This window comes from Acinetobacter towneri DSM 14962 = CIP 107472, assembly GCF_000368785.1.
GTDB classification, from domain to species: Bacteria; Pseudomonadota; Gammaproteobacteria; order Pseudomonadales; family Moraxellaceae; genus Acinetobacter; species Acinetobacter towneri.
Window position 1 is genome coordinate 547,804 of sequence record NZ_KB849690.1, and the last position, 22,789, is coordinate 570,592.

23 protein-coding genes and 1 pseudogene are annotated in these 22,789 nt (G+C 42.6%); 20 read left to right on the forward strand and 4 right to left on the reverse strand.

The annotated features are described in order from the left end of the window. The first annotated feature begins 6 nt into the window (after window positions 1-6). The 9 genes from mazG (at window position 7) to yjgA (ending at window position 6,717) form a co-directional block, all read left to right on the forward strand. Window positions 7-768: a nucleoside triphosphate pyrophosphohydrolase gene (gene mazG / locus F947_RS09860; RefSeq protein WP_004975111.1), complete on the forward strand. Its 762-nt coding sequence runs from the start codon at window positions 7-9 to the stop codon at window positions 766-768. A 16-nt stretch (window positions 769-784) separates the two neighbouring features. Then, window positions 785-1,252, forward strand: a complete 468-nt coding sequence (locus F947_RS09865; RefSeq protein WP_004975114.1) for a ComEA family DNA-binding protein — start codon at window positions 785-787, stop codon at window positions 1,250-1,252. 129 nt (window positions 1,253-1,381) lie between these two features. Next, complete coding sequence (gene pcnB, locus F947_RS09870; RefSeq protein WP_004975116.1) at window positions 1,382-2,848, forward strand: polynucleotide adenylyltransferase PcnB; 1,467 nt, start codon at window positions 1,382-1,384, stop codon at window positions 2,846-2,848. Further along, the gene (gene folK, locus F947_RS09875) at window positions 2,845-3,333 is read left to right on the forward strand and encodes a 2-amino-4-hydroxy-6-hydroxymethyldihydropteridine diphosphokinase (RefSeq protein ID WP_004975118.1); all 489 of its coding nucleotides are present in this window, start codon (window positions 2,845-2,847) and stop codon (window positions 3,331-3,333) included. Before pcnB ends, folK begins: the two co-directional genes overlap by 4 nt. Before the next feature lie 49 nt (window positions 3,334-3,382). Further along, on the forward strand, window positions 3,383-4,192 hold the full coding sequence (gene panB / locus F947_RS09880; protein ID WP_004975120.1) for a 3-methyl-2-oxobutanoate hydroxymethyltransferase: 810 nt from the start codon (window positions 3,383-3,385) through the stop codon (window positions 4,190-4,192). A 1-nt stretch (window position 4,193) separates the two neighbouring features. Continuing rightward, entirely contained in the window at window positions 4,194-5,039 is an 846-nt protein-coding gene (gene panC / locus F947_RS09885; RefSeq protein WP_004975122.1) for a pantoate--beta-alanine ligase, read from the forward strand. Between the two features lie 24 nt (window positions 5,040-5,063). Next, complete coding sequence (gene rapZ / locus F947_RS09890; RefSeq protein ID WP_004975124.1) at window positions 5,064-5,915, forward strand: RNase adapter RapZ; 852 nt, start codon at window positions 5,064-5,066, stop codon at window positions 5,913-5,915. Continuing rightward, complete coding sequence (locus F947_RS09895) at window positions 5,912-6,181, forward strand: HPr family phosphocarrier protein (RefSeq protein ID WP_026438354.1); 270 nt, start codon at window positions 5,912-5,914, stop codon at window positions 6,179-6,181. Before rapZ ends, F947_RS09895 begins: the two co-directional genes overlap by 4 nt. Before the next feature lie 2 nt (window positions 6,182-6,183). After that, window positions 6,184-6,717: a ribosome biogenesis factor YjgA gene (gene yjgA, locus F947_RS09900; protein WP_004975130.1), complete on the forward strand. Its 534-nt coding sequence runs from the start codon at window positions 6,184-6,186 to the stop codon at window positions 6,715-6,717. A gap of 109 nt (window positions 6,718-6,826) precedes the next feature. Here yjgA and F947_RS09905 read toward each other — a convergent pair whose 3' ends face one another. Both F947_RS09905 and F947_RS09910 read right to left on the reverse strand, forming a co-directional pair. After that, entirely contained in the window at window positions 6,827-8,473 is a 1,647-nt protein-coding gene (locus F947_RS09905) for an acyl-CoA synthetase (protein ID WP_004975133.1), read from the reverse strand. Window positions 8,474-8,675: 202 nt separating this feature from the next. After that, window positions 8,676-9,704, reverse strand: a complete 1,029-nt coding sequence (locus F947_RS09910) for an AraC family transcriptional regulator (protein ID WP_004975134.1) — start codon at window positions 9,702-9,704, stop codon at window positions 8,676-8,678. Window positions 9,705-9,825: 121 nt separating this feature from the next. On the opposite strand from F947_RS09910, the pseudogene F947_RS09915 reads away from it, so the two are divergent. The 8 genes and pseudogenes from F947_RS09915 (at window position 9,826) to F947_RS09950 (ending at window position 18,533) form a co-directional block, all read left to right on the forward strand. After that, window positions 9,826-11,543, forward strand: a pseudogene (locus tag F947_RS09915) (neutral/alkaline non-lysosomal ceramidase N-terminal domain-containing protein). Between the two features lie 191 nt (window positions 11,544-11,734). Beyond that, complete coding sequence (locus F947_RS09920) at window positions 11,735-13,018, forward strand: D-arabinono-1,4-lactone oxidase (RefSeq protein ID WP_004975140.1); 1,284 nt, start codon at window positions 11,735-11,737, stop codon at window positions 13,016-13,018. Window positions 13,019-13,076: 58 nt separating this feature from the next. Then, window positions 13,077-14,246 (forward strand): alanine racemase, encoded by a 1,170-nt coding sequence (locus F947_RS09925; RefSeq protein ID WP_004975141.1) that lies wholly within the window; start codon window positions 13,077-13,079, stop codon window positions 14,244-14,246. Window positions 14,247-14,434: 188 nt separating this feature from the next. Further along, entirely contained in the window at window positions 14,435-16,357 is a 1,923-nt protein-coding gene (gene thrS / locus F947_RS09930; protein WP_004975142.1) for a threonine--tRNA ligase, read from the forward strand. A 5-nt stretch (window positions 16,358-16,362) separates the two neighbouring features. Further along, complete coding sequence (gene infC, locus F947_RS09935; RefSeq protein WP_081402479.1) at window positions 16,363-16,911, forward strand: translation initiation factor IF-3; 549 nt, start codon at window positions 16,363-16,365, stop codon at window positions 16,909-16,911. A gap of 211 nt (window positions 16,912-17,122) precedes the next feature. Continuing rightward, window positions 17,123-17,740, forward strand: coding sequence for a glutathione S-transferase N-terminal domain-containing protein (locus F947_RS09940; RefSeq protein WP_004975146.1), 618 nt, complete (start codon window positions 17,123-17,125; stop codon window positions 17,738-17,740). A 72-nt stretch (window positions 17,741-17,812) separates the two neighbouring features. Next, window positions 17,813-18,097, forward strand: a complete 285-nt coding sequence (locus F947_RS09945; protein WP_004975148.1) for a hypothetical protein — start codon at window positions 17,813-17,815, stop codon at window positions 18,095-18,097. 7 nt (window positions 18,098-18,104) lie between these two features. Continuing rightward, window positions 18,105-18,533: a YqaA family protein gene (locus F947_RS09950; RefSeq protein ID WP_004975149.1), complete on the forward strand. Its 429-nt coding sequence runs from the start codon at window positions 18,105-18,107 to the stop codon at window positions 18,531-18,533. Window positions 18,534-18,561: 28 nt separating this feature from the next. Here the strand turns inward: F947_RS09950 and F947_RS09955 are convergent, their stop codons facing one another. Then, window positions 18,562-19,320: an energy transducer TonB gene (locus F947_RS09955; protein ID WP_026438356.1), complete on the reverse strand. Its 759-nt coding sequence runs from the start codon at window positions 19,318-19,320 to the stop codon at window positions 18,562-18,564. Window positions 19,321-19,660: 340 nt separating this feature from the next. Between F947_RS09955 and rpmI the strand changes: the two genes are divergently transcribed. Beyond that, on the forward strand, window positions 19,661-19,855 hold the full coding sequence (gene rpmI / locus F947_RS09960; RefSeq protein WP_004975152.1) for a 50S ribosomal protein L35: 195 nt from the start codon (window positions 19,661-19,663) through the stop codon (window positions 19,853-19,855). Between the two features lie 11 nt (window positions 19,856-19,866). Next, on the forward strand, window positions 19,867-20,226 hold the full coding sequence (gene rplT, locus F947_RS09965; RefSeq protein WP_004975153.1) for a 50S ribosomal protein L20: 360 nt from the start codon (window positions 19,867-19,869) through the stop codon (window positions 20,224-20,226). 292 nt (window positions 20,227-20,518) lie between these two features. On the opposite strand, the gene F947_RS09970 is transcribed toward rplT, so the two are convergent. Beyond that, the gene (locus F947_RS09970; protein ID WP_004975155.1) at window positions 20,519-21,547 is read right to left on the reverse strand and encodes a hypothetical protein; all 1,029 of its coding nucleotides are present in this window, start codon (window positions 21,545-21,547) and stop codon (window positions 20,519-20,521) included. A gap of 159 nt (window positions 21,548-21,706) precedes the next feature. On the opposite strand from F947_RS09970, the gene pheS reads away from it, so the two are divergent. Then, entirely contained in the window at window positions 21,707-22,687 is a 981-nt protein-coding gene (gene pheS, locus F947_RS09975) for a phenylalanine--tRNA ligase subunit alpha (protein ID WP_004975156.1), read from the forward strand. Window positions 22,688-22,789: the final 102 nt, after the last annotated feature.

Below are 22,789 nucleotides of genomic sequence, written 5' to 3' on the forward strand. Positions count from 1 at the left end.
CAACCCATGCAGCAATTGCTTTCAATCATGCAACAGTTACGTCAACAATGCCCGTGGGATCAAAAACAAACCCCAGAAAGTTTGACTCAATACGCGATTGAAGAAGCTTATGAAGTTGAAGCGGCAGTGCGTTCAGGCAAGGTAGATGATGTACGTGATGAGCTGGGTGATTTGTTGTTGCAAGTGGTGTTTCAGGCACAAATGTATAGCGAGCAAGGTGCATTTGATTTTCAAGATGTGGTACAAGCCATTTGCGATAAATTAATTCGTCGGCATCCACATGTGTTTCAGGCAGAACAGTTTGCGCAGCTTAGCGCAGAAGATGTCGCTGCCTTATGGAAAACCATCAAACAACAAGAAAAACAGGGTAAAGCAAAGTCACGTTTAGATGAGGTGAAACATGCACCCGCTTTGGTGCAGGCACAGCAAATTCAGCAGCATGCGGCACAATTGGGCTTTGACTTTCATACCGTGCAAGATGCGTATGGCAAGTTAGAAGAAGAATTGCAAGAATTACAACAGGCGATTCAACAGCAACAATCCGATGAAATACAGGATGAGTTAGGGGATTGTTTGTTTTCTTTAATCAATGTTGGGCGTAAACTTGGCGTGTCCAGTGAGTTGGCATTATTGGGCACAATTCATAAATTTAGAACACGCTTTGCTTACATTGAAGATCAGGCCGAATTACAACAAAAAACAATAGAAGATATGACTTTAGAAGAAATGGATCAACTTTGGGAGCAGGCAAAACAACAATTAAAATGACAGGTTTTGCGGCAGCATGAATATATCGCAGCAATTAAAAGTTTCTTTTCGCTTTTTTTCTTTTGGATGGCAGTACTGGCTTGCATTGCTGTTATGCAGTATCAGTGTATGGAGTACAGCACAAAATGTGCAGTCCAAGCCTGCTCAGGTGAATGGGCATAGCTATGATCAAAACTATTTAAAATGGAAAGCACAGCAAGCCGCGCAAGATCAGCGTTTAAGTGCGGCTCAAACCGCATCATCAAGCGCAGAACATTATTTAGCGCGTCCCACTCAGCAAAGTGCGCCTACAAATCAAGTGCGTTTAAATAGTGCTTCGTTAGAACAATTGCAGCAATTGTCTGGGGTGGGTAGGAAAAAAGCACAAGCGATTGTGGAATACCGAAAACAAAATGGAAAATTTCAAAGTATTGAAGAACTTCAGCAAGTCAAAGGGATTGGCCCTGCCTTATTTGCCAAGAATAAACACAAGTTGGCATTGTAGCTGCAAGCAGAATTTTAGCACTGCACATTGCAAAATTAGCGTGTGAATCAAATTGCCCTTTGATTGTGTTAGAGATATGATTAGCGACATCTTATCTGTTTTACGTTCAGACGTAGGAGACAGCGTCTTTTGCAAACTTTGCGCGCGTCAAAATGTGGTTTATCTACCGCTCAATTACCTTCTTCCATTTTAGATGTTCTAGATGCTTTAACCAAAGCAGGCTATGAAGCTTATATCGTCGGTGGTGGAGTTCGTGACTTAATGTTAGGGCTAAATCCGAAGGATTTTGATGCCGTAACCAATGCCACACCCTCACAAGTGAAAGAAGTTTTCGGACGACGTTGCCGAATTATTGGACGACGTTTTGAGCTGGCGCATGTCTATGCAGGGCGTGAACTAATTGAAGTGGCCACTTTCCGTGCGCCACCGAAAAAAGCTGTGACTTCTGCGGCGGGGATGATTCTGCGCGATAATAACTGGGGCACAATCGAGCAAGATTTTGCCCGTCGTGACTTTTCAATCAATGCGTTGTATTACCAGCCACGCAAAGGCATCGTGTTAGATTTTTGCAATGCCGTAGATGATATAAAGCACAGAAACTTGCGTTTATTGGGCGATCCAACTTTACGTTTTGAAGAAGACCCAGTGCGTATGCTGCGTACTTTGCGTTTTGCTGCCAAATTAAATTTCAATATTGATCCAAAAATTCTTAAAATTTTTACGCCTGAACTGACGCAGTTATTGCGTGATGTATCGCCACACCGTTTATATGATGAGTCGCAAAAACTCTTTACGATGGGACATTTAAATAAAGTCCTGCCGATGTTGATTGAGTTTGGTATTTGGCGTCAGTTATTTGCCGACATCAAGCCAGACATCAACTCATTTATTGAACGTGCAGCAAAAAATACCGATCAACGGATTGCGATTGGTAAAACCATCAACCCTGCATTTTTCTATGCGGTGCTGTTGTGGCAACCGTTTTTAGAGCGTTGTGACTTTTATCTTTCTAAAGGTGTGGTGGCAGCCGAAGCGCGAGCCCAAGCAGGTTTAGATGTACTGAAACGTCAGGCGACACGTACCATTATTCCTCGTTTTTCTGAAACTTTTATTCGTGAAGTTTGGGAAATGCAAACCCGTTTATTGCAACCGAAACCACAGCAAATTGAAGCATTGTCTGGGCATGCGCGTTTCCGTGCAGGTTTTGACTTTTTATTACTGCGTGAAAAAGCAGGCGATAGCTCGACTTTAGGAATGGGTCAGTGGTGGGATGCCTACCAACTTATGAGCACCGATGAAAAAGAACGTGCGATTGCCCAATATAACCGATTACGTGCCAAGAGCCGCCGTAAAACAGCGCAAGAACCTGTTGATGTGGCACCAGCAACACATGCTGCCGATATGCAGATTGAACCCTTGGTGAATGAGCCTGAGCCTCGTAGTCGACGTGCGCGTAAAGCCAAACAGTATGAAGAAAATCGGGCGCAATTGACTGCTACAGCAAACGGTTCAGGTATTGGTGCAGATCATCCGATTTTAAAACGTAAACGTGTGCAACGTGATTTAAGCCAAGTGATTTTTGGGCCAACACAATGAGCAACATCACCTATATTGGTTTAGGCAGTAATTTGGGCGATTCGCGTCAAATTTTGACTGAAGCGGTGCAAAAACTGGCAACTTTGGGGCAAGTGCAGACTTCTAAACTGTATCAAAGCCCACCAATGGGGCCACAAGATCAGCCTAATTATTTGAATGCTGTGGTACGTTTAGATACCGAACTTGAAGCCTTGGCATTGTTAGATGAATTACAGCGTTTTGAACAAGAGTCGGGTCGGGTGCGTTTACGTCATTGGGGTGAGCGTACGCTAGATTTAGACTTGTTGATTTATGCTGATGCCAACATTCAAAATGAACGTCTGACTGTACCGCATGTGGGGGTGTTAGAACGTGATTTTGTCGTCATCCCGTTGTTAGATTTGGATGCTAACTTAAGCGTTAAGGGACAATTATTAAAACACTCGCCATTGCTTGAACATCCGAGCTTAACTGTTGTAGATGCCAGCAATTGGGCAGGGCTATAAAGTTTTAAATTAAGCATGCGTGATGCTTTTTCCATAGAGGAATATTTTCATGATTAGTTTAAGTGACCTAAGAAAATTTAAAGCGGAAGGTCGAAAATTCTCCTGCCTGACTTGCTATGATGCAAGCATGGCGAAAGCAATGGAAATTGCTGAAATTGATACGATTTTAATTGGCGATTCTTTGGGGATGTCCATTCAGGGGCGTGACTCAACCTTGCCTGTCAGCGTGGCGGATATGGCTTATCATACTGCGGCGGTGCGTCGTGGTAATCAACATGCTTTTATTTTGACTGACTTGCCATTTATGAGTTATGCCACCTTAAATGATGCATTGCAAAGCTCGAAAGAGGTGATGCAAGCGGGTGCACAAATGGTCAAAATGGAAGGTGGTGCATGGCTCAGCGAAACCGTTGCAACACTGACCCGTAATGGTATTCCTGTCTGTGTACATTTAGGTTTAACGCCACAATCGGTGCATGTATTTGGCGGTTATAAATTACAGGCACGTACCCGCGAAGCTGCAGATAAACTGATTGCTGACTGTAAAGCTGTGGTAGAAGCAGGCGCGGCGATTCTGTTACTAGAATGTGTGCCAGCACAGCTAGGTCAAGAAATTTCTGCCTTGTTCCCTGAAATTCCAGTGATTGGGATTGGTGCAGGTGCAGACACTGACGGTCAGGTACTAGTGGTGCAAGACATGCTGGGGCTGACTTTTGGTCGTGTCGCAAAATTTGTACGTAACTTTATGAAAGAACAAGCGGGTGAAACTGCTATTTTAGATGCATTTAAAGCCTATCATGCCGCAGTTCAAGATGGTTCTTTCCCTGCACGTGAACAAACTTTCCAAGTCGAGTTGTAATATGAAAACTGAAACCACAATTCAAGGCTTAGCGGCTTCATTACAGCCTGCACGCGCTGCGCGTAAAACCATTGGTTTTGTTCCGACCATGGGCAATTTGCACGAAGGGCATTTGACCTTGGTGCGCGAAGCGAAAAAAATATGTGATGTGGTGGTGGTCAGTATTTTTGTCAATCCAATTCAATTTGGCCCTAATGAAGACTTTGACAGTTATCCGCGAACTTTAGACCAAGACAGTCAATTGTTGGCAGAAGTCGGTTGTGACATTATTTTTGCGCCTTCAGTTGAGCAAATGTATGGCAGCAAACCACGTTTGACCAATATTTCAGTGAGCGAGATTACGGCAGACTTATGTGGCTTGCAGCGTCCTGGACACTTTGATGGTGTTGCGGTGGTCGTGACCAAGTTATTCAATATGGTACAGCCAAACTATGCTTTCTTTGGTGAAAAAGACTATCAACAACTGGCAGTCATTCGTCAGTTTGTACGTGACTTGAATATTCCGCTAGAAGTGATTGGTGTGCCAATTGTACGTGCAGCAGATGGTTTGGCACTTAGTTCACGCAATGGGTATTTGAGCGCTGAACAGCGTCAAATTGCACCGACAATCTATCAAAGTTTAAAGGCCGCTGCACAAGCATTACAGCAAGGTGAAACTTTGTCACAAGTGTTAGCGAATATTAAAGCAACATTGACAGCAGCAGGCTTTGTTGTGGACTATGTAGAGGCGCGTACAACAGAATTGCAGAAAATTGAAGCATTTAGTGAAGATCTGGTGTTGTTCGTTGCAGCAAAATTGGGCAATACACGTTTAATTGATAATTTGCAGGTCAAACATTCTGCATAGCTGGCAATAGAAGGGTTGCATGCCATGAAACGTATTTTGATCGTGACAGGTCAATCGGGTTCAGGAAAATCTTCGGCATTACAAGTGTTGGAAGATTTGGGTTATTACTGTATTGATAATTTACCTTTGGCATTGCTCCCCGAAATTGTGGATAAACTGGATCAGGAAAATAACTTGGAGCAGTTGGCATTGGGGGTAGATGTACGCAGCACCCGTGCCGACTTGCAAGAGTTTGATTTGGTATTTGAGCAACTGCAAAAGCATGGTTCAGTCGATATTATTTATCTGACCACGCAAGATCAGGAATTGATTGCCCGTTTTAGCGCATCACGCCGTCCGCATCCACTCTCTAGCCGTTTTAAAAGCTTGAATGAATGTATTCAAGAAGAAAAAAACTTGTTGATGCCGATTCAGTTCCGCTCTACGGTGCATATTGATACCACGGACAAAAGCGTGCATGATTTAAAACATGTGTTGTTGTCTAAACTTGGGCAAACCGACAACCTGATTGTGATTTTACAATCCTTTGGCTATAAGCACGGAATTCCCTTAGATGCCGATTATGTGTTTGATGTGCGTCATTTGCCCAATCCCCATTGGGATTTGGAGCTAAGAAAACATTCAGGCTTAGATGCACCTGTGCAGGAATTCTTGCAACAAAGTCCGCAAACCCATGAAATGTTTCAGGACATCCACCAGTTTTTAGAAAAATGGTTGCCAGCCTTTGCCGAAGGGCATCGTCACTACATCACCATTTCAATTGGCTGTACGGGTGGGCAACACCGTTCCGTTTATATCGTAGATAGACTAAAAAAAGCACTTGAGGCAAAATGGTCTATTCAAGTCTTACACCGAGAAATGAAGCACTGGTCATGATTGACACAACTGTTGACGTAATTAATAAACTAGGTTTACATGCACGGGCATCTGGGAAACTGATTGAAGTGACCACCAAATTCCGTTCGTCAATCCAAATTGGTAAAGGCGACAAATTGGTTGATGCCAAAAATATTATGTCCTTGCTCATGTTAGGTGCAGGCAAGGGAACTACTTTACGCTTGGTGATTGATGGTGCAGATGAAGAAAAAGCTTTATCTGATATTCAAGCACTGTTTGCAGCAAAATTTTACGAGGCAGATTAATCGTGGCACGTCGACCGCAACGTTTTACCGAAGATGACTTTGAATCTTTAGAAGGGCGTGCAAGTAAAACCGAACAGAAAAAAGCCGTACAACGTATGGCTGCACTGGGCGAACAATTGGCGCAGTTAAGCGCCAAACAAATTCAGAAACTTCCAGTAGAAGAGCGTTTAATTGATGCTTTACTGGAATTGCAAAGCATTACTTCACATGAAGCACGTCGTCGTCAGTGTCAGCGTATTGGTAAATTGTTGCGTAATGAAGATGAAAGCGTAATTTTGTCTTATTTGACACCGCAACAAGGTGCGAAAAAAACCGCACAGTTACAGCGTTGGGTGGAACGAATTATTAAAGACGGCGACCCTGTGATTAATGATTTTAGTAAAACCTATAAAGCGGCTGAACGTCATACACTGCGTCAGCATGTGTTGCGTATCCACCGTGATATGAAACAGGAAGTGTCTGCGGAAGAACTTGAAGCATCTAAGCTCAAGTTGTTTAACTATGTGCAGCAAGTGGCTTTATTGTCAGAAAGCTAGATTAGCGTACCTTATCTAAGAAGATAGATAGCGTGAGCTGATGATTGCACAAAAAAACGACTCATGACGAGTCGTTTTTATTTGGTCTTAATATAGAGATTTTCAAATTTTAGCCAAACTCACCGACTGAACGCTCTTTGGCCCATTCACGCAGTACAAATTTTTGTAATTTACCTGTCGATGTTTTTGGAATTTCAGTAATCACCACATCCTTTGGTACTTTAAAACGCGCCAAATGTTGACTGCAATAGGCAATAATTTCTTCAGGGCTGACCTGCTTGCCTTCTTTCAGTTCAATAAAGGCACACGGGACTTCCTGCCAACGTGGATCTGGTTTTGCCACCACTGCGGCTGTCAAAACTGCAGGATGTTGATACAGCACCTCCTCCACTTCGAGTGACGAAATATTTTCACCCCCTGAAATAATCACATCTTTAGAACGGTCAGTAATTTTGGCGTAGCCATCGGGTTGGCAGACGGCTAAATCACCTGTATGAAACCAACCGCCTGCAAATGCTTCTGCGGTAGCTTTTGAGTTTTTCAAATAGCCTTTCATCACGATATTGCCACGGAACATAATTTCGCCCATGGTTTTGCCGTCTTTTGGTACAGGTTGCATGGTTTCTGGGTCTAAAACTTTCATGCCATCTTGCAGCGGATAAGGCACGCCTTGACGCGAATGTAATTGTGCTTGTTCTTGAATGGATAGGTCGCTCCAGCCTGCTTGAGAAGCACACAGCGCAGATGGGCCATAGGTTTCAGTTAAGCCATAAACGTGAGTTACGTTAATGCCAATATTGCGCATACCTTCAATAATTGCTGCTGGCGGTGCAGCACCCGCAACCATCACTTCAACACGGTGATCAAACTGGGTCTTTTTCTCCTCAGGGGTGTTGATGAGCATCGACAAGACAATTGGCGCACCGCAGAAATAATCGACTTTGTGCTCTGCAATTAATTTAAAAATCAGTTCAGGGTCGACTTTACGTAAGCAGATATTGGTGCCACCGTTGGCTGCCATCGTCCATGCAAAGCACCAGCCATTACAGTGGAATAGGGGCAGTGTCCATAGGTAGGTTGCACGTGGGGTCATCCCGCAGGCAATAATATTACTGGCTGCATTAATGTAGGCACCGCGATGATGATAGACCACGCCTTTCGGGTTGCCTGTCGTGCCAGACGTATAGTTCAGGCTAATTGCATCCCATTCATCTTGTGGCAAATGCCATTCAAAATTTGGGTCACCTTCAGCCAGCCAAGTTTCGTATTCAATCTGTCCGATGCTAAGGGCATTGGCAGCATGCTCATATTCTGCATCGTTGACATCAATCACGTAAATTTCATGATTGACCATCGCTAAGGCTTCTTGTGCCAAAGCCGCAAATTCAGGGTCAACCAAAAGCACTTTGGATTCTGCATGATCGAGCATAAACGCCAGTGTTTTGGCATCTAAACGAGTGTTTAGTGTGTTCAGCACTGCACCCGCCATTGGCACAGCAAAGTGTGCTTCTAGCATGGCAGGAACATTCGGAAGCAGCACCGAAACAGTGTCATTTTTGCTGATGCCTAAATTTTGAAGTTGATGTGCAAATTGGCAGCAGCGCAAATAAGTTTCGCGCCAGGTAATTTGACGTGAACCGTGAATAATCGCGTTTTGGTGCGGGTAAATATAAGCTGCCCGTTCTAAGTAACGTAACGGGGACAAGGCGACAAAGTTCGCAGGGGTACGCGGTAATTCATCGTATGCGCTGACCATTGTTATTCTCCATAATATGTGTCGTTATTTTATCCAACTTAAAAAGATAGGGATTTTATGACAGCTTTGCAGTTATGCTTTAGTCGAAAATCTGTTGTTTTTGTTTTGAATCGCTTGTAAGTAAATTTAAAAAATAGTTTAAGTAAAATTTAGCTACTATTTTTTATTCAATAAAAATAGTAGCTTATTGGAAAATATTAACTTATTCTGTCATTTGGCTTTTATAGAGTGATGGGCTGAGACCTGTCCAACGCTTAAATGCACGTCGAAATTCGCGTAATTCACTAAAGCCAAGTTGTTGGCTAATTTCAGTCATGCTCAAAGGCTGTTGTAGCAGTTGTTTGGCTTTATTTTCCAAAACGTGTTGGCGCAGGTTTTGGAAGTTGCAGCCTTCGGCAAGTAATTGTCTGCGTAAATGTCTTTCGCTCATTTGAAAATGTTGTGCCGCTTGGTGCATATCAAAGTGCTGAGGTAAATGCTGTTCGATTAGATAACTCAACACGTGTGCATATTGCTGTTGATTAATCGCCTGCATATCCTGATACGCTTGTTGGCAGACACGCAGGGCGGTGCTGTAATTGGCGGCACTAGAGGTTTTAATTTGGCGTCCTAAAATCTCTGGTCGGAACACCAAAGCATTCATGTATGATGAAAAGTGCAGAGGACATTGATAATGCACCTGATAAGCCTCTAAATAGTCGGGTTGGGCAAAACTAAAATGCACTTCGACCAAATCTTGATGATTGCCAAGCATGACGTCTAAGCAGCTAACAATACTGGAGAGGACTTCATCGCAAAAAAAGCGCAGTAAGTTCCCCGTGGGATAACGCTCTTTCATCACCAGTGTAGGAGAGGTCGAGGAAAAATCGTACTCCAAATCCATCACACTGCCTGAAATGGGATGGTACTGCAGTCCTGTCTGTAAGGCTTCTACAACATTTTGACTGGACACCATGGCAAAACCGAGCATGCCCATGGAAATCAGCCCCTTGTCACGTCCAATTTCTAAGCCTAAATGTGCACATTGAGTGTCTTGCAGGGCGCGTGTCACCACTTTGCAAATATCTTGAAATGAAACAAAACCATTGCCTTGGACGATTTGATCAAGATCTTGAGAAATTCCCTGAAACCATGGTTGATAGGGGATCTGTTGTTCTTTGGCGTAATGAATCAGACCTGACAATAAGGCAGGCGGCACGTGCTGCAGCAAGTAGTTTGAAGTTGCTGACATAAGTCCGATTATCCCCCCATGCCATTGTCGCTTTGACCCTTATTTGCCGTGATGCAATTTTGTTTAATGGCGTTGATCAGCGTCATGACTGATTGTATAGATGAAAAGGAATACGATTGCAATGTATTTGGTGGGTTGGGATAAACAGGAAATTCATATTCAGCCAAAAGGGCTTGCCATGTTTGGTTATGGCAACTGGAAACATCGTGCCTATGAACAACGAACAGCTTTATTTGCCCGCAGTATTTGTATTCAAACCTTAGACAATGACTTATTAATTTTTTGCTGTCTGGATATGGGGTGTGTGACCTATGCCATGCGTCATTTAGCGATACAGCGTTTACAGCGTAAACTGGGGGAGCGTTTTCAGCCGCAGCGTTTGGTATTGATGGCAACGCATACTCATTCTGCACCTGGTGGTTGTGCACATGAAGCGTTGTACAATATGCCCACACCTGGTTTTGTGCCTGAACATTTAAATGCAGTGGTCGATGCGATTGTGGGCAGTGTGCTCAAAGCTTTGGCGACCCAGAAAAAACCGATATTTATATGAGCAATGGTCGTTTTGCAGAAGAAACGCCAGTGGCATGGAATCGCTCTTTAACAGCGTATAACCGTAATCCTGATGTATCTCGTAGAACGCTGGAACAGGCACATTTGGCCTTAGATCGTGATATGCAATTGCTTGGTTTTTATCGCGAAGGTAATTTACAGGCAGTTTTTTCTTTATTTGGGGTGCATGCTACCTGTTTAAGCAGTCGTTTAAGCGCTCATGATGGTGATAACAAAGGTTATGCCGCACTTTGTACCGAGCGTGCACTGCAACAACGTGGGGTCAAAAATCCTGTGGCAATTTTTGCCCAAGCCGCAGCGGGTGATGTTTCTCCACATTATCATGGCCCTGAGCAGTCACAGGTACGTGCTGCAATGCGCGATGAAAAAGAATACGAATATACACAGCAAAATGGTCGCTATCAAAGTGAATTGGCACTGAAAGCTTTGGCACATAGAGGTACGCCGTTAATGGGAGCTTTAGATGCTGTGTGCCATTATGTCGATTTAAGCAATATTGAAATTCCAGTTGAATTTGCGATGGGGCAAACAGATGCAAAAACCAGTGCAGCCTGTCATGGTGCAGCATTTTTTGCAGGAACACCTGTAGATGGTGCAGGTGTGGCACAACCGATTTTTAAAGGTATGCAATGGTTAGCGCAGCGAGTGAAAAAGAAAAAGTTGAGTAATCCTCAAGCCGCAGATTATACCTATTATCAACAGCTATATGCCTCACAAGGCCCCAAAGATATTGTGCTGGAATGTGGTTCTAAAACCATTTTTGGCAAGCCACTGAATCATTATCCTAAATTTTTAGACAAACTGATTGCAGAAATGAACAAGCAGGCCAGTGTAGGCGCAATTGATCATAGCTTGTTGGTACCGAATGTAGTGCCATTACAATTAATTAAAATTGGCGACTTAACCTTGCTGTGCTGTCCTGGGGAAATTACTACTGTTGCAGCTAAGCGGCTCAAAGTAACCGTACAACAAGAATTGGAATCGATTCAAAAAGTATGGTTGGCTTCATATTGCAATGATTATATGGGCTATGTGACCACCTTCGAGGAATATCAACAACAAGCCTATGAAGGTGGTCACACTTTATATGGACAGTGGACTTTGGCAGCGTTGCAAACTAAATTTCAATATTTCGCAGAGCAATTGAATTTGCCTATTCCACAACGCGATACAGCATCGTTATTACCGCCCGCTGTACCTTTGGATGAATTAGAAAAAAGAACATATCGTGACAGTTTGAAAGCTAATGCGCTAAATGAATTGTAGTTTTTTTATACATTGTTCCATGTGAAACATATTCTAAATCATGTACTAGTCAGGAGGTTAATCTAAATCAATATGGATAGAGAGGTCATTTATCTCATCCATGTGTCTCTATTTTTTTAATGCGGTACTTTAAAAAGTAACGCAAAACAAACTGCAATAAAAATAAATGCCACGCAGAAAAAGGAAGGATTATGAAACAGCGTTGGAGTAACTGGTCTGGAAAGCAAACAGCCTATCCAGACTTTTTACAGCCGAAAAATGTAGATGAACTGAAAAAAATTGTGCGAAAGCACGACAAAATTAGAATGGTCGGAGCAGGGCATTCCTTTAGCCCCTTAGCCACAACCGATGATGTGATGGTGAATTTAGATCATATTCAGGGGGTGCATCAATTTAATGCACAAAAGCAGCAATGCACCTTACATGCAGGGACTCGGCTGTACAAACTGGGTGAATGTCTAGCTCCGATTCATCAGGCGCTGCAAAATCAGGGCGATATTGATCATCAGAGTTTGGCAGGTGTGGTTGCAACAGGAACACATGGCACAGGTGTGGATTTACCTTGTCTATCGGCTTTGGTGACTGATTTTGAACTGCTCACAGCAGAGGGTGAGGTGTTGCAATGTTCACCTGAACACAATGCTGAAATTTTTCAGGCAGGTCGGGTCGCGCTGGGCAGTTTTGGGGTGATGACCAAAATCACTTTACAAAACCGTTCGCGCTATAAACTCAAAGAGCAGCTACGTTTATGTGCCTTGAGTGATATTTATCAATATTTAGACCGTTGGAAGCATCAACATCGCCATATTGAGTTTTGGGCATTTTTACACAGTGATCAGGTGATTTTAAAAACCTTAGATGAGAGCCGAGGATTGACGGATCCTCGTCCGCAATATTGGTTATCAGAAGACCGTTTATTAAATTTTTGTTCGGAAATAACCCGTGTTTTTCCACAGTTAAATCCGTATTTACAATCTTTGTTGGGCGTGTTTATCAAACCGAGTACTCATGTCGATTGGTCGAGTCAAATTTTCCCAACGCCACGCAATACCAAATTTAACGAAATGGAATACCAATTGCCTGCCGAGCAAGGTTTGGCGTGTTTAGAAGAATTATTGGCGGTTTTGAAACAACAGCGTGTCGCCATGTTTTTCCCAATCGAGTTTCGCTATGTCAAAGGCGATGATATTTGGCTGAGTCCTTTTTATGGACGGGATTCGGTGTCTATTTCAATCCACCAATTTTATAAACAAGATTGCCAACATATTTTTAAATGGGTTGAACCGATTTTACAAAAATATCAGGGACGTCCACATTGGGGCAAATTGCACAGTATGCAAGCGGATCAATTACGTGAGTTATATCCAAAATGGGATGATTTTATGCAACTTCGTGAGCAGCTTGATCCACAGCAAAAATGGATTAATCCATATTTAAGACAAATTTTCACGATTCCAAGTTTGAGTGCAGCGTGATGTTCAATAAACAACTCAAGCAATCGCAAAATAAGAGCATTCAATTAGGGAGCGTGACATGCAAAGTGATTATTTTCAGCAACTCACCCACAGTTTGCAGCAACAGGGTACAGGAACACCGCAACTGATTGTGGATATGGCACGTTTTCAGCATAACTTGGATTATGTTGCAGCCCATTTGCCTGCACGGTTGCAACCACGACTGGTGGTGAAATCGCTAGCGTGTTTGGAGATATTGCAACACGCAAGCCAAAGTCTGAATACGCAGCGTTTTATGTTGTTTCATCTGCCACATTTGTATGAAGTGATGCAGCACTTTCCACAAGCAGATGTACTGTTTGGCAAGCCAATGCCAATACGTGCGGTAGATGCTTTTTATCAGCAGGTGATGGCGTCTGCTGAGAATATCCAATTGCATTTACAATGGTTGGTTGATCAACCTGCACGTTTACAACAGTATTTACATTTGGCACAACAACGCCAGCTTTGTTTGAATATTAATCTTGAAATTGATATCGGTTTGCATCGTGGTGGGGCGCAAGATCATGCTGGATTTATGCAAATGCTGGAATTGATTCAGCAGCATCCACAACATTTAAAACTGTCAGGTTTGATGGGGTACGATGCGCATGTGGTGAAATTACCAAATGTATTTCATGCACAAGCCAAAGCCTATCAACACTCACAGCAGCAATATAGAAATTATAAACAACTGATTCAGCATCATTTTCCAAAGTTGTGGCAGGATGACTTGTGTTTTAACGGTGGTGGTAGCCTGACATTTATGCAGCATTGTCAGCACAGTGAATGTAATGATCTGGCTTTTGGTTCGATGTTGCTTAAACCCAGTGATTTTGATTTAAAAATCTTGTCAGATTTGCAATCGGCTTTGTGGATTGCAACACCTGTTTTAAAGGTATTGGCTGGGGTACTAGTGCCAGGCTTAGATCGTTTGCAGTCCTATTTGCCACAATCCAATCAAGCCGTTTTTGTTTATGGTGGCTATTGGATGGCAGATTATGTTTATCCTGAGAGCAGTCATCCACATGCTTTATACGGACGCAGTAGCAATCAAGAGTTGATTCAAGTACCCAAACAGCATCGTATCCAAATAGATGATTATGTATTTTTACGCCCGCAACAGAGTGAGGCGGTGTTGCCACAGTTTGAAGCGGTGTATGCCTATCAACATGGACAATTCACGCCGTGGGCAACCTTTAGGGAATAAAAACAGCTGAAATGCCGATTCTTTGGCTTTTTTAGTACACAAAGGTTTAAACCTGTACGCAAGCCGTGTAAAATTTAAGGCGCTTTTTATTTATACACCGTTTTTATCTTTTGAGGGTCTCCCTTAATCATAATCTCGCGGTGATATGCTCCATGGTACGGGGCATCACTCCTTAAGGATTTTTATCTATGCCTATTATCACTTTGCCAAATGGCGATCAAAAACAGTTTGATCAAGCCGTATCTGTGATGGAAGTTGCTCAAAGCATCGGTCCGGGTCTTGCCAAAAATACAGTTGCTGGACGTGTGAATGATCGTTTGGTCGATGCCTGCGATTTAATTACCGAAGACGCAACCCTACAAATTATTACGCCTAAAGATGAAGAAGGCGTAGAGATTATCCGTCACTCATGTGCGCACTTGGTGGGGCATGCGGTAAAACAGCTTTTTCCTGAAGCGAAAATGGTGATTGGTCCTGTCATTGAAGAAGGTTTCTACTATGACATTTGGATGCCACGTCCATTTACGTTAGATGACTTGGCAGCAATCGAAGAGCGCATGAAAAAGCTCATCGACCAAGATTATGATGTTGTAAAAAAAATGACCCCGCGTGATGAAGTGATTGCAGAATTTACAGCGCGTGGCGAAGAATATAAATTACGTTTGATTGCAGACATGCCAAACGAAACCCAAATGGGCTTGTACTATCATCAAGACTATTTGGATATGTGTCGTGGTCCACACGTTCCAAACACTAAATTCTTAAAGTCGTTCAAACTCACCAAAATTTCAGGCGCTTATTGGCGCGGTGATGCGAAAAACGAACAGTTACAACGTATTTATGGTACGGCTTGGGCGGACAAAAAACAGCTCGCGGCGTATATCAAACGTATTGAAGAAGCAGAAAAGCGTGACCACCGTAAAATTGGTAAAGCTTTGGACTTGTTCCATATGCAAGAAGAAGCACCAGGCATGGTGTTTTGGCATCCAAATGGTTGGACGATTTACCAAGTACTTGAGCAATACATGCGTAAAGTACAACAAGACAACGGTTACCTAGAAATTCGTACCCCGCAAGTGGTCGATTTCACGCTATGGGAAAAATCAGGACATGCTGCCAACTACGCAGACAATATGTTTACCACCCATTCTGAAAACCGTAACTATGCAGTAAAACCAATGAACTGCCCATGTCACGTACAAGTCTTTAACCAAGGGCTAAAGTCATATCGTGATTTGCCAATTCGTCTGGCAGAATTTGGTTCATGTCACCGTAACGAGCCATCAGGTTCACTGCACGGCATTATGCGCGTACGTGGCTTTACTCAAGACGATGCCCACATTTTCTGTACCAAAGAACAAATTGGGCCAGAAGTTGCAGACTTCATCAAACTGACTTTAGATGTTTATAAAGATTTCGGTTTTGAAGAGGTGCAAATGAAACTGTCTACACGTCCTGAAAAACGTGTGGGAGATGATGCACTTTGGGATATGGCAGAAAAATCTTTGGCAGATGCTTTGGATGCTGCAGGTCTGGAATGGGAGTTACAACCGGGTGAAGGTGCGTTCTACGGCCCGAAAATTGAATTCTCACTGAAAGACTGCTTAGGTCGTGTGTGGCAATGTGGTACAATTCAGTGTGACTTTAACTTGCCTGAGCGTTTAGAGGCATCTTATGTCACTGAAGACAATGATCGTGATCAGCCTGTAATGTTGCACCGCGCAATTCTTGGCAGCTTTGAACGATTTATTGGTATACTTATTGAGCACTATGCAGGCTTTATGCCACCATGGTTAGCGCCAGTGCAAGCTTGTGTCATGAATATTACCGATTCACAAGCTGCTGCAAGTGAACAGGTCGTCGCAAAACTTAAAGAAAACGGTATTCGTGCTATTTCTGACTTGAGAAATGAGAAAATCGGCTTTAAGATTCGTGAGCGTACATTAGAGCGTATTCCATACTTACTGGTACTTGGGGACCGTGAAGTGGAAGAAGGAACGGTAAACGTCCGTACTCGCTCAGGAACAAATTTGGGTACTATGTCAATTGATGCTTTCATTGACCTAGTGAAAACAGCCGTCGCAGAACGCGGCCGGTATATTGTGGAGTAACAGCGATTAAACAGCCTGACCGTAATCAACAGGGCGGAAAATCTAACCGTCCTGCTTTGAATGATGAAATTCGTGCAAAAGAAGTCCGTCTTGTAGACGAAAATGGTGAGCAAAAAGGTATTGTAAGCTTGGCTGATGCATTACGCGCAGCAGAAAGCGTTGACCTTGACTTGGTGGAAATTGTGGCAAATGCCGAACCACCGGTGTGCAAAATCATGGACTTTAACAAGCATTTGTTTGATCTAAAGCAAAAGCAGAAAGAAGCGAAGAAAAAACAACATCAAGTACAGGTGAAAGAAATCAAGCTCCGCCCTGCGACTGATGTTGGTGATTACAACGTAAAATTACGTGCAATTATCAAATTCCTTGAAGAAGGGAACAAGGTAAAAATCACTTTACGCTTCCGTGGTCGTGAAATGGCTCACCAACAGTTAGGTTTGGCTCAATTGAAAAAAGTTGAAGCAGATGTAATTGAATATGGTGTAGTTGAACAAGCACCAAAAATGGAAGGTCGTCAAATGGGTATGTTGCTTGGTCCTAAAAAGAAAAAGTAATCCCATCCTGAACAAAAGAAGCACTGCACCTTGGCGGTGCTTTTTTTTGCGTGATGAAAGTGAGCATCTATGTTTCATGTTTATGAGATATGCCATTCGATAAAAAAACTCTACGCAGCGACACGCAACAAACGCTTAAAAACATGCTATAACTAAAACCGCAGTAGAAGAATGCTGGTCAAAAAGCAAAAAAAGTAATGAAGGATAAAACATGATTGATCTTTATTATTGGGGCACCCCCAACGGTCATAAAATTAGTATTGCACTTGAAGAAATGGGTTTGGAATATCAAATTTTCCCCATCAATATTTCAGAAGATGATCAATTTCAGCCAGATTTTTTAAAAATTTCGCCCAATAATAAAATTCCTGCAATTGTCGATCAGAACGGTCCGCGTGGTGAGCCAATCTCTGTGTTTGAGTCGGGTGCAATTTTGCAATATCTAGGGCGCAAAACTGGCATGTTTTATCCTACCGATGAACAGGAGCGTGTTGAAGTAGAGCAGTGGCTCATGTGGCAAATGGGTGGTTTTGGTCCAATGTTAGGACAGAATCATCATTTTAGCCGTTATGCACCAGAGAAAATTCCTTATGCGATTGAACGCTATATCAATGAATCCAAGCGTTTGTATGGCGTGTTAAATAAGCAGTTGATGGGGCAAAAGTACGTGGCGGGCGAATATTCAATTGCTGATATGGCTATTTTGCCGTGGGCGTTACGTCATGACTGGCAAAATATTTCGCTGGAAGATTATCCGTATGTACAAGACTATATTACACGGCTGACTGCGCGCCCTGCAGTGCAGAAAGCACTCGCGATTCAAGTTTAAATCTACTTTTATGCTAAGATGCCAGCCACCTGATACCTCACTTTTTCAGGTGGCTTTTTTATTGGATGAGCTATGCAAGAATTTTTTTTAAACTTTACCAAGATTGTTGAGCAAAATGCCAAAGTGTATTGGAGCATTATTTTGGGCATTGTGTCTTGCTTGATCTTATTTGTGATCGAAGCATTTCATGTGCAGAATATGATTGCGGCTTTAAATAGCACAGATCAACAGGTTTTACGTGCTGCGATTGAGCCTGTTACTCAGCGTTATACATGGGCACGTGCGGCACTTATTTTGCTTAGTATTGTTTGGGCGAACTGGGAATATCGTAAAACCAAGCAGGCTTTAGGGCTTTAAATCGTCTATGCTTTGGACGCTGTTTGGTTTATTTTTATCTGCATTTGGTGCGGCAACTTTATTGCCTTTACAGTCCGAAGCTGTGTTGTTGGGGCTGTTATATGAAGGCAGCTATGCACCCATTTGGCTGATTAGCATTGCCAGTCTAGGCAATATTTTAGGTTCTTGTGTGAACTGGTATTTGGGACTCAAGATCGAACATTATAAAGATAAAAAGTGGTTTCCTGTTTCGGCTACACAATTAGAAAAAGCACAGCACACCTACGCCAAATATGGGTTTTGGTCTTTACTGCTCAGTTGGGTGCCGATTATTGGTGATCCAATTACGCTGATTGCAGGTTTAATGAAAGAACATTTTGCCCGTTTTGTGTTGATGGTGAGTCTAGCCAAAATCGGGCGTTATCTGTTTATTTATTTTGTTTATACATGGGTTTAAGCAAGCAACCCCTATTATCTATAGACACTTATGACTGTTCTTGAGCATCACACGTGTTTAAATCAAAATAAATTTCATCTTTTAATTTTGACTTTTTATACAGCCAAAATTGACGCGGTACATCTACTTGAGCAGCTTTCACTGCAGCTAAAACTTGTTGATCAAGTGCGTATTGTCCCGAACCTTGTGTCAATTTCACACGTTTCACTTCGCCATGCTTATTTACTTTGAATTGAAACTTTAACTTACGTGAGTGATTTTTTAAATCTTCCGCACTTAAGTTTAATTGTGGTTGACTACGATACTTAAATTGAACTTTTTGCTGTTGTTGCTGTGCTAACCATTGTTTAGATTGAAAATCAAACTGGCAATCTTCGTGCTGGTTATCCTGAAATCTTAAATTAAAGCTTTGAAAACCAATGGTCGGTACGGCAGTATCTTCTACATAGGTCGGTTGAATTTCAGCAGTGCGAACCGCTTGTAATAAGGCATCATCTAATTTTTTCAGCCCTGTACTTTCTTGAATAGTGGCTTGACTGATTTTGCCGGTTTCATCTGCATAAATACGCACAATTGCAGCTCGGTTTTGTTGATTTAAATCTTCATTTTTATATTTGGGTTGTGGAAACTTGCGCCATGCTAAGCGTGTGGTGAGATGAGCAGGCAAGGCAGCACTTTTTTGTACTTCGAGTGTGGCTTTTGGTGTCGATTTCTGCTGCGGTGGTTTTGCAAAAAGATGCGTCGCACTGAGTCCAAGCAATAGAGTTATATATAAAGATGTTTTCATCATATTACGGTCTTTTTTATCTCACACAAGACGAGGCGAAGTATTGATGGAATTGTGGATAATCGCAAGGGTAATCCGCAACTTATTGCAAGTTTTTAGGGTGTTGATCTGCACAATTTTTGACAGAGCTTTAGCTTTATTTTGAATTGTAGTGGGTGTTCACAATTCCAGTATTTTTTCCTGAGTTGAATTACGGCAAATGAGTGAGGTAATGATCATTTTTTATTTAGCCAATATGCTTTTGTTTTAAGCAAAGATGCTTTAGAATACTCGCTCCCTTACCTGCAGGTCGTTTTTGCAATGGTGCAGACGTGCCGAACAGGTGTTTAAAGAGGTTGTTATGGCTAAGTTAAAAACTCGCCGTGGTGCAGCTAAACGTTTCAAAGCGACTGCTAACGGTTTCAAGCGTAAACAAGCGTTCAAACGCCACATTTTGACCAAAAAATCTGCTAAACGTATCCGTCAATTGCGCGGCTGTGTAATGGTTCACGTGAGTGACGTTGCTGCTGTTCGTGCTATGTGCCCATACATCTAAGGAGATTATAAATGGCTCGTGTAAAACGTGGTGTACAGGCTCATCGCCGTCATAAAAAAATTCTTGCTCGTGCTAAAGGTTACTATGGTGCTCGTTCACGCGTATATCGCGTAGCGTTCCAAGCGGTAATCAAAGCAGGTCAATACGCTTACCGTGACCGTCGTCAAAAGAAACGTCAATTCCGTGCTTTATGGATTGCGCGTATCAATGCGGGCGCTCGTCAAAATGGTTTATCGTACAGCCGTATGATCGCTGGCTTGAAAAAAGCACAAGTGATTATCGACCGTCGCGTACTTGCTGACATCGCTATGCATGACGCAGTTGCATTTGCTGCTTTAGCTACAAAAGCTAAAGATGCATTAGCTGCATAAGTCTTTATGACTTAAAAGAAAGACCGCATTTGCGGTCTTTTTTTATGCCTGAAATTTAGGGTCTCTGCCAAGTTTCATAACTCAATCTGAGAAATTTTTAGCCACAGCCTGAGCAAAAACAAGCACTGCTTTGTTTGCAGCGGAAGGCGCAGCGAAGGACAAGCATATTTTTTGCTGCTATTGCGTTATGTGCCGGTCATTTAGAATGACTAAATTTCCTGTCCCATGCCTTATATCAGCTAAAAAATATGCGTTGTCGCAAACATAGACGAATTGTCAACAGCCCCTAAGCTTATAAACCAAAATAATAGGCAGCTGCACAAATAACCACAGTCATTAAAATCAGTTTAATCACGGCAGATGTACCCACTTTATGCGTAGCTGCAGGTGTTGGTATTTGTGGTGAAGCGATGTTTTGTACTTGGCTAGGCGTTGATTCAAAAGGATCAGGTGTTTGCACTGGCGTGAGCTGTGCGGTCTGATAATGGTTCGCAACCTTGGTGATAAATTTGGCGTGTAAATCTTCAAGTTTCTGAGAAAAATGACGTAAATTGAGTTGTTCGCTTGGTTCAAGTTCTGTGCCATCGGCATGATAAGGATGCTGGATTTTATTCTGAATGTGTTGATCCAGTGCATCTAAACGATACAGCATCTGATGTGCATAGGCAGCAGGGTAGTCTGCGGGAATTAACGCCAAAGTTGGGTACATGCTTTCAGTTGCGTTTTGAGTAAGATCTACACCGAAATAAGGTTTAGCGCTTTGCTCTGGTTCAACAAACTCTGTAGCACAAGGATTTAAAAATAACTCGGAGCGAATAAAGCGATCAATTTCATCCCAGTTTGGAGAGGCAAAATCTGTATCGAGCTGTCTGGCAAGTTTGTGATTTAATTGATAACGCCACATGACTTCTTGACGTAGCTCGCTCTGTTGGGAAACAGGCGCCATATAATCTTGTTCTGCGGTATACCATTCTGCAAGCTCTTTTCCGAAAATCCAAGCAGATTTGTGCTGTGCCTCGTGACTCACAATAAAGTGTGCAAAAGGCAATAACTCTACATTTGGATTGGGGTTTTTTTCATCATTTAAAATACTTGCCTGATGTAGGCTTAAACGTCGCACACCTTGTTGTTTAAGATGCTCTAACCAGATTTGAAAGTGTTGTGCCAGTAAATGTTGTGACAATAAATCACGAAACTGAATTTGATGCTGGTTAAACACTTGATGCTTGAGCCAATGATTAAAACTTAAATCTTGAGCCAAATATTCATTGCCATAAGTCACAAGGGCAAGTTGCTGTTTCCAAATCTGATCGAGCGCCATAATGTTGAGATCTCGTGGTGATTGGCTTTATCTTATACTTTTTGTATTTCAAGATGCTAATCTAATTTTCATTACATCGAAGCTTCATCAAAGCGACTAAAAACTGTTAGAATACGGGGTTTTTAAATTATTTCTAAATTGTTGCTTTTGAGAGTTACTATGTCACTGGAAGCCCTGACCAATGAAGCGCTCGCTGCAATTGCAGCAGCAGAGGACCTTGCTACACTCGACCAGGTGCGAGTGCAATTTACGGGGAAAAAAAGCCAGCTTGCGGAACAATCCAAAGCACTGGGTAAAATGGACCCTGAACAGCGTAAAGAATTTGGTGCACAAATTCATGCTGTGCGTGAAGCAATCAATGCGGCATTAACTGCGCGTCAAACTGAATTACAACAAGCGGCTTTGGCACAAAAACTGGCGAATGAAACCGTTGATATTACTTTGCCAGGTCGTGGTCAAAGCATCGGCAGTATTCACCCAGTTACGCAGGTACAGGAACGTATTTGCCAATTCTTTACCAAAGCAGGTTTTACCGTGGCAACGGGCCCAGAAGTTGAAGATGACTATCACAACTTTGAAGCGTTGAATATTCCAGGACATCACCCTGCGCGTGCCATGCACGATACTTTCTATTTTGATGTGAATCATTTATTGCGTACCCACACGTCGGGCGTACAAATTCGCACCATGGAAAATCAACAGCCGCCTATTCGTATTGTTTGTCCAGGTCGTGTGTATCGCTGCGACTCAGACCAAACACACTCACCAATGTTCCATCAAATTGAAGGCTTATACGTCGCAGAAAATACCAGTTTTGCAGAACTCAAAGGTTTGTTGATTAACTTATTAAATGAATTCTTTGAAAAAGACTTAAAAGTACGTTTCCGCCCATCTTATTTCCCATTCACAGAGCCAAGTGCTGAAGTGGATATTATGGATGAACGTGGTCGCTGGTTGGAAGTTTTGGGCTGCGGCATGGTGCATCCAAACGTGTTACGCGCTTCAGGCATCGACCCAGAAAAATATAAAGGTTTTGCCTTCGGTTTAGGGGTAGAGCGTTTTGCGATGTTGCGTTATGGCATCAATGACTTGCGTATGTTCTACCAAAATGATGTGCGTTTCTTGCGCCAGTTTGCTTAAAAACAAATTTATACCTCTCCCTGACCTCTCCTAAAAGGAGAGGGGTGTCCATATATGACACAGGATGCTTCTTCTTTGAAAAGAGGGAGTAGAGGGGATTCA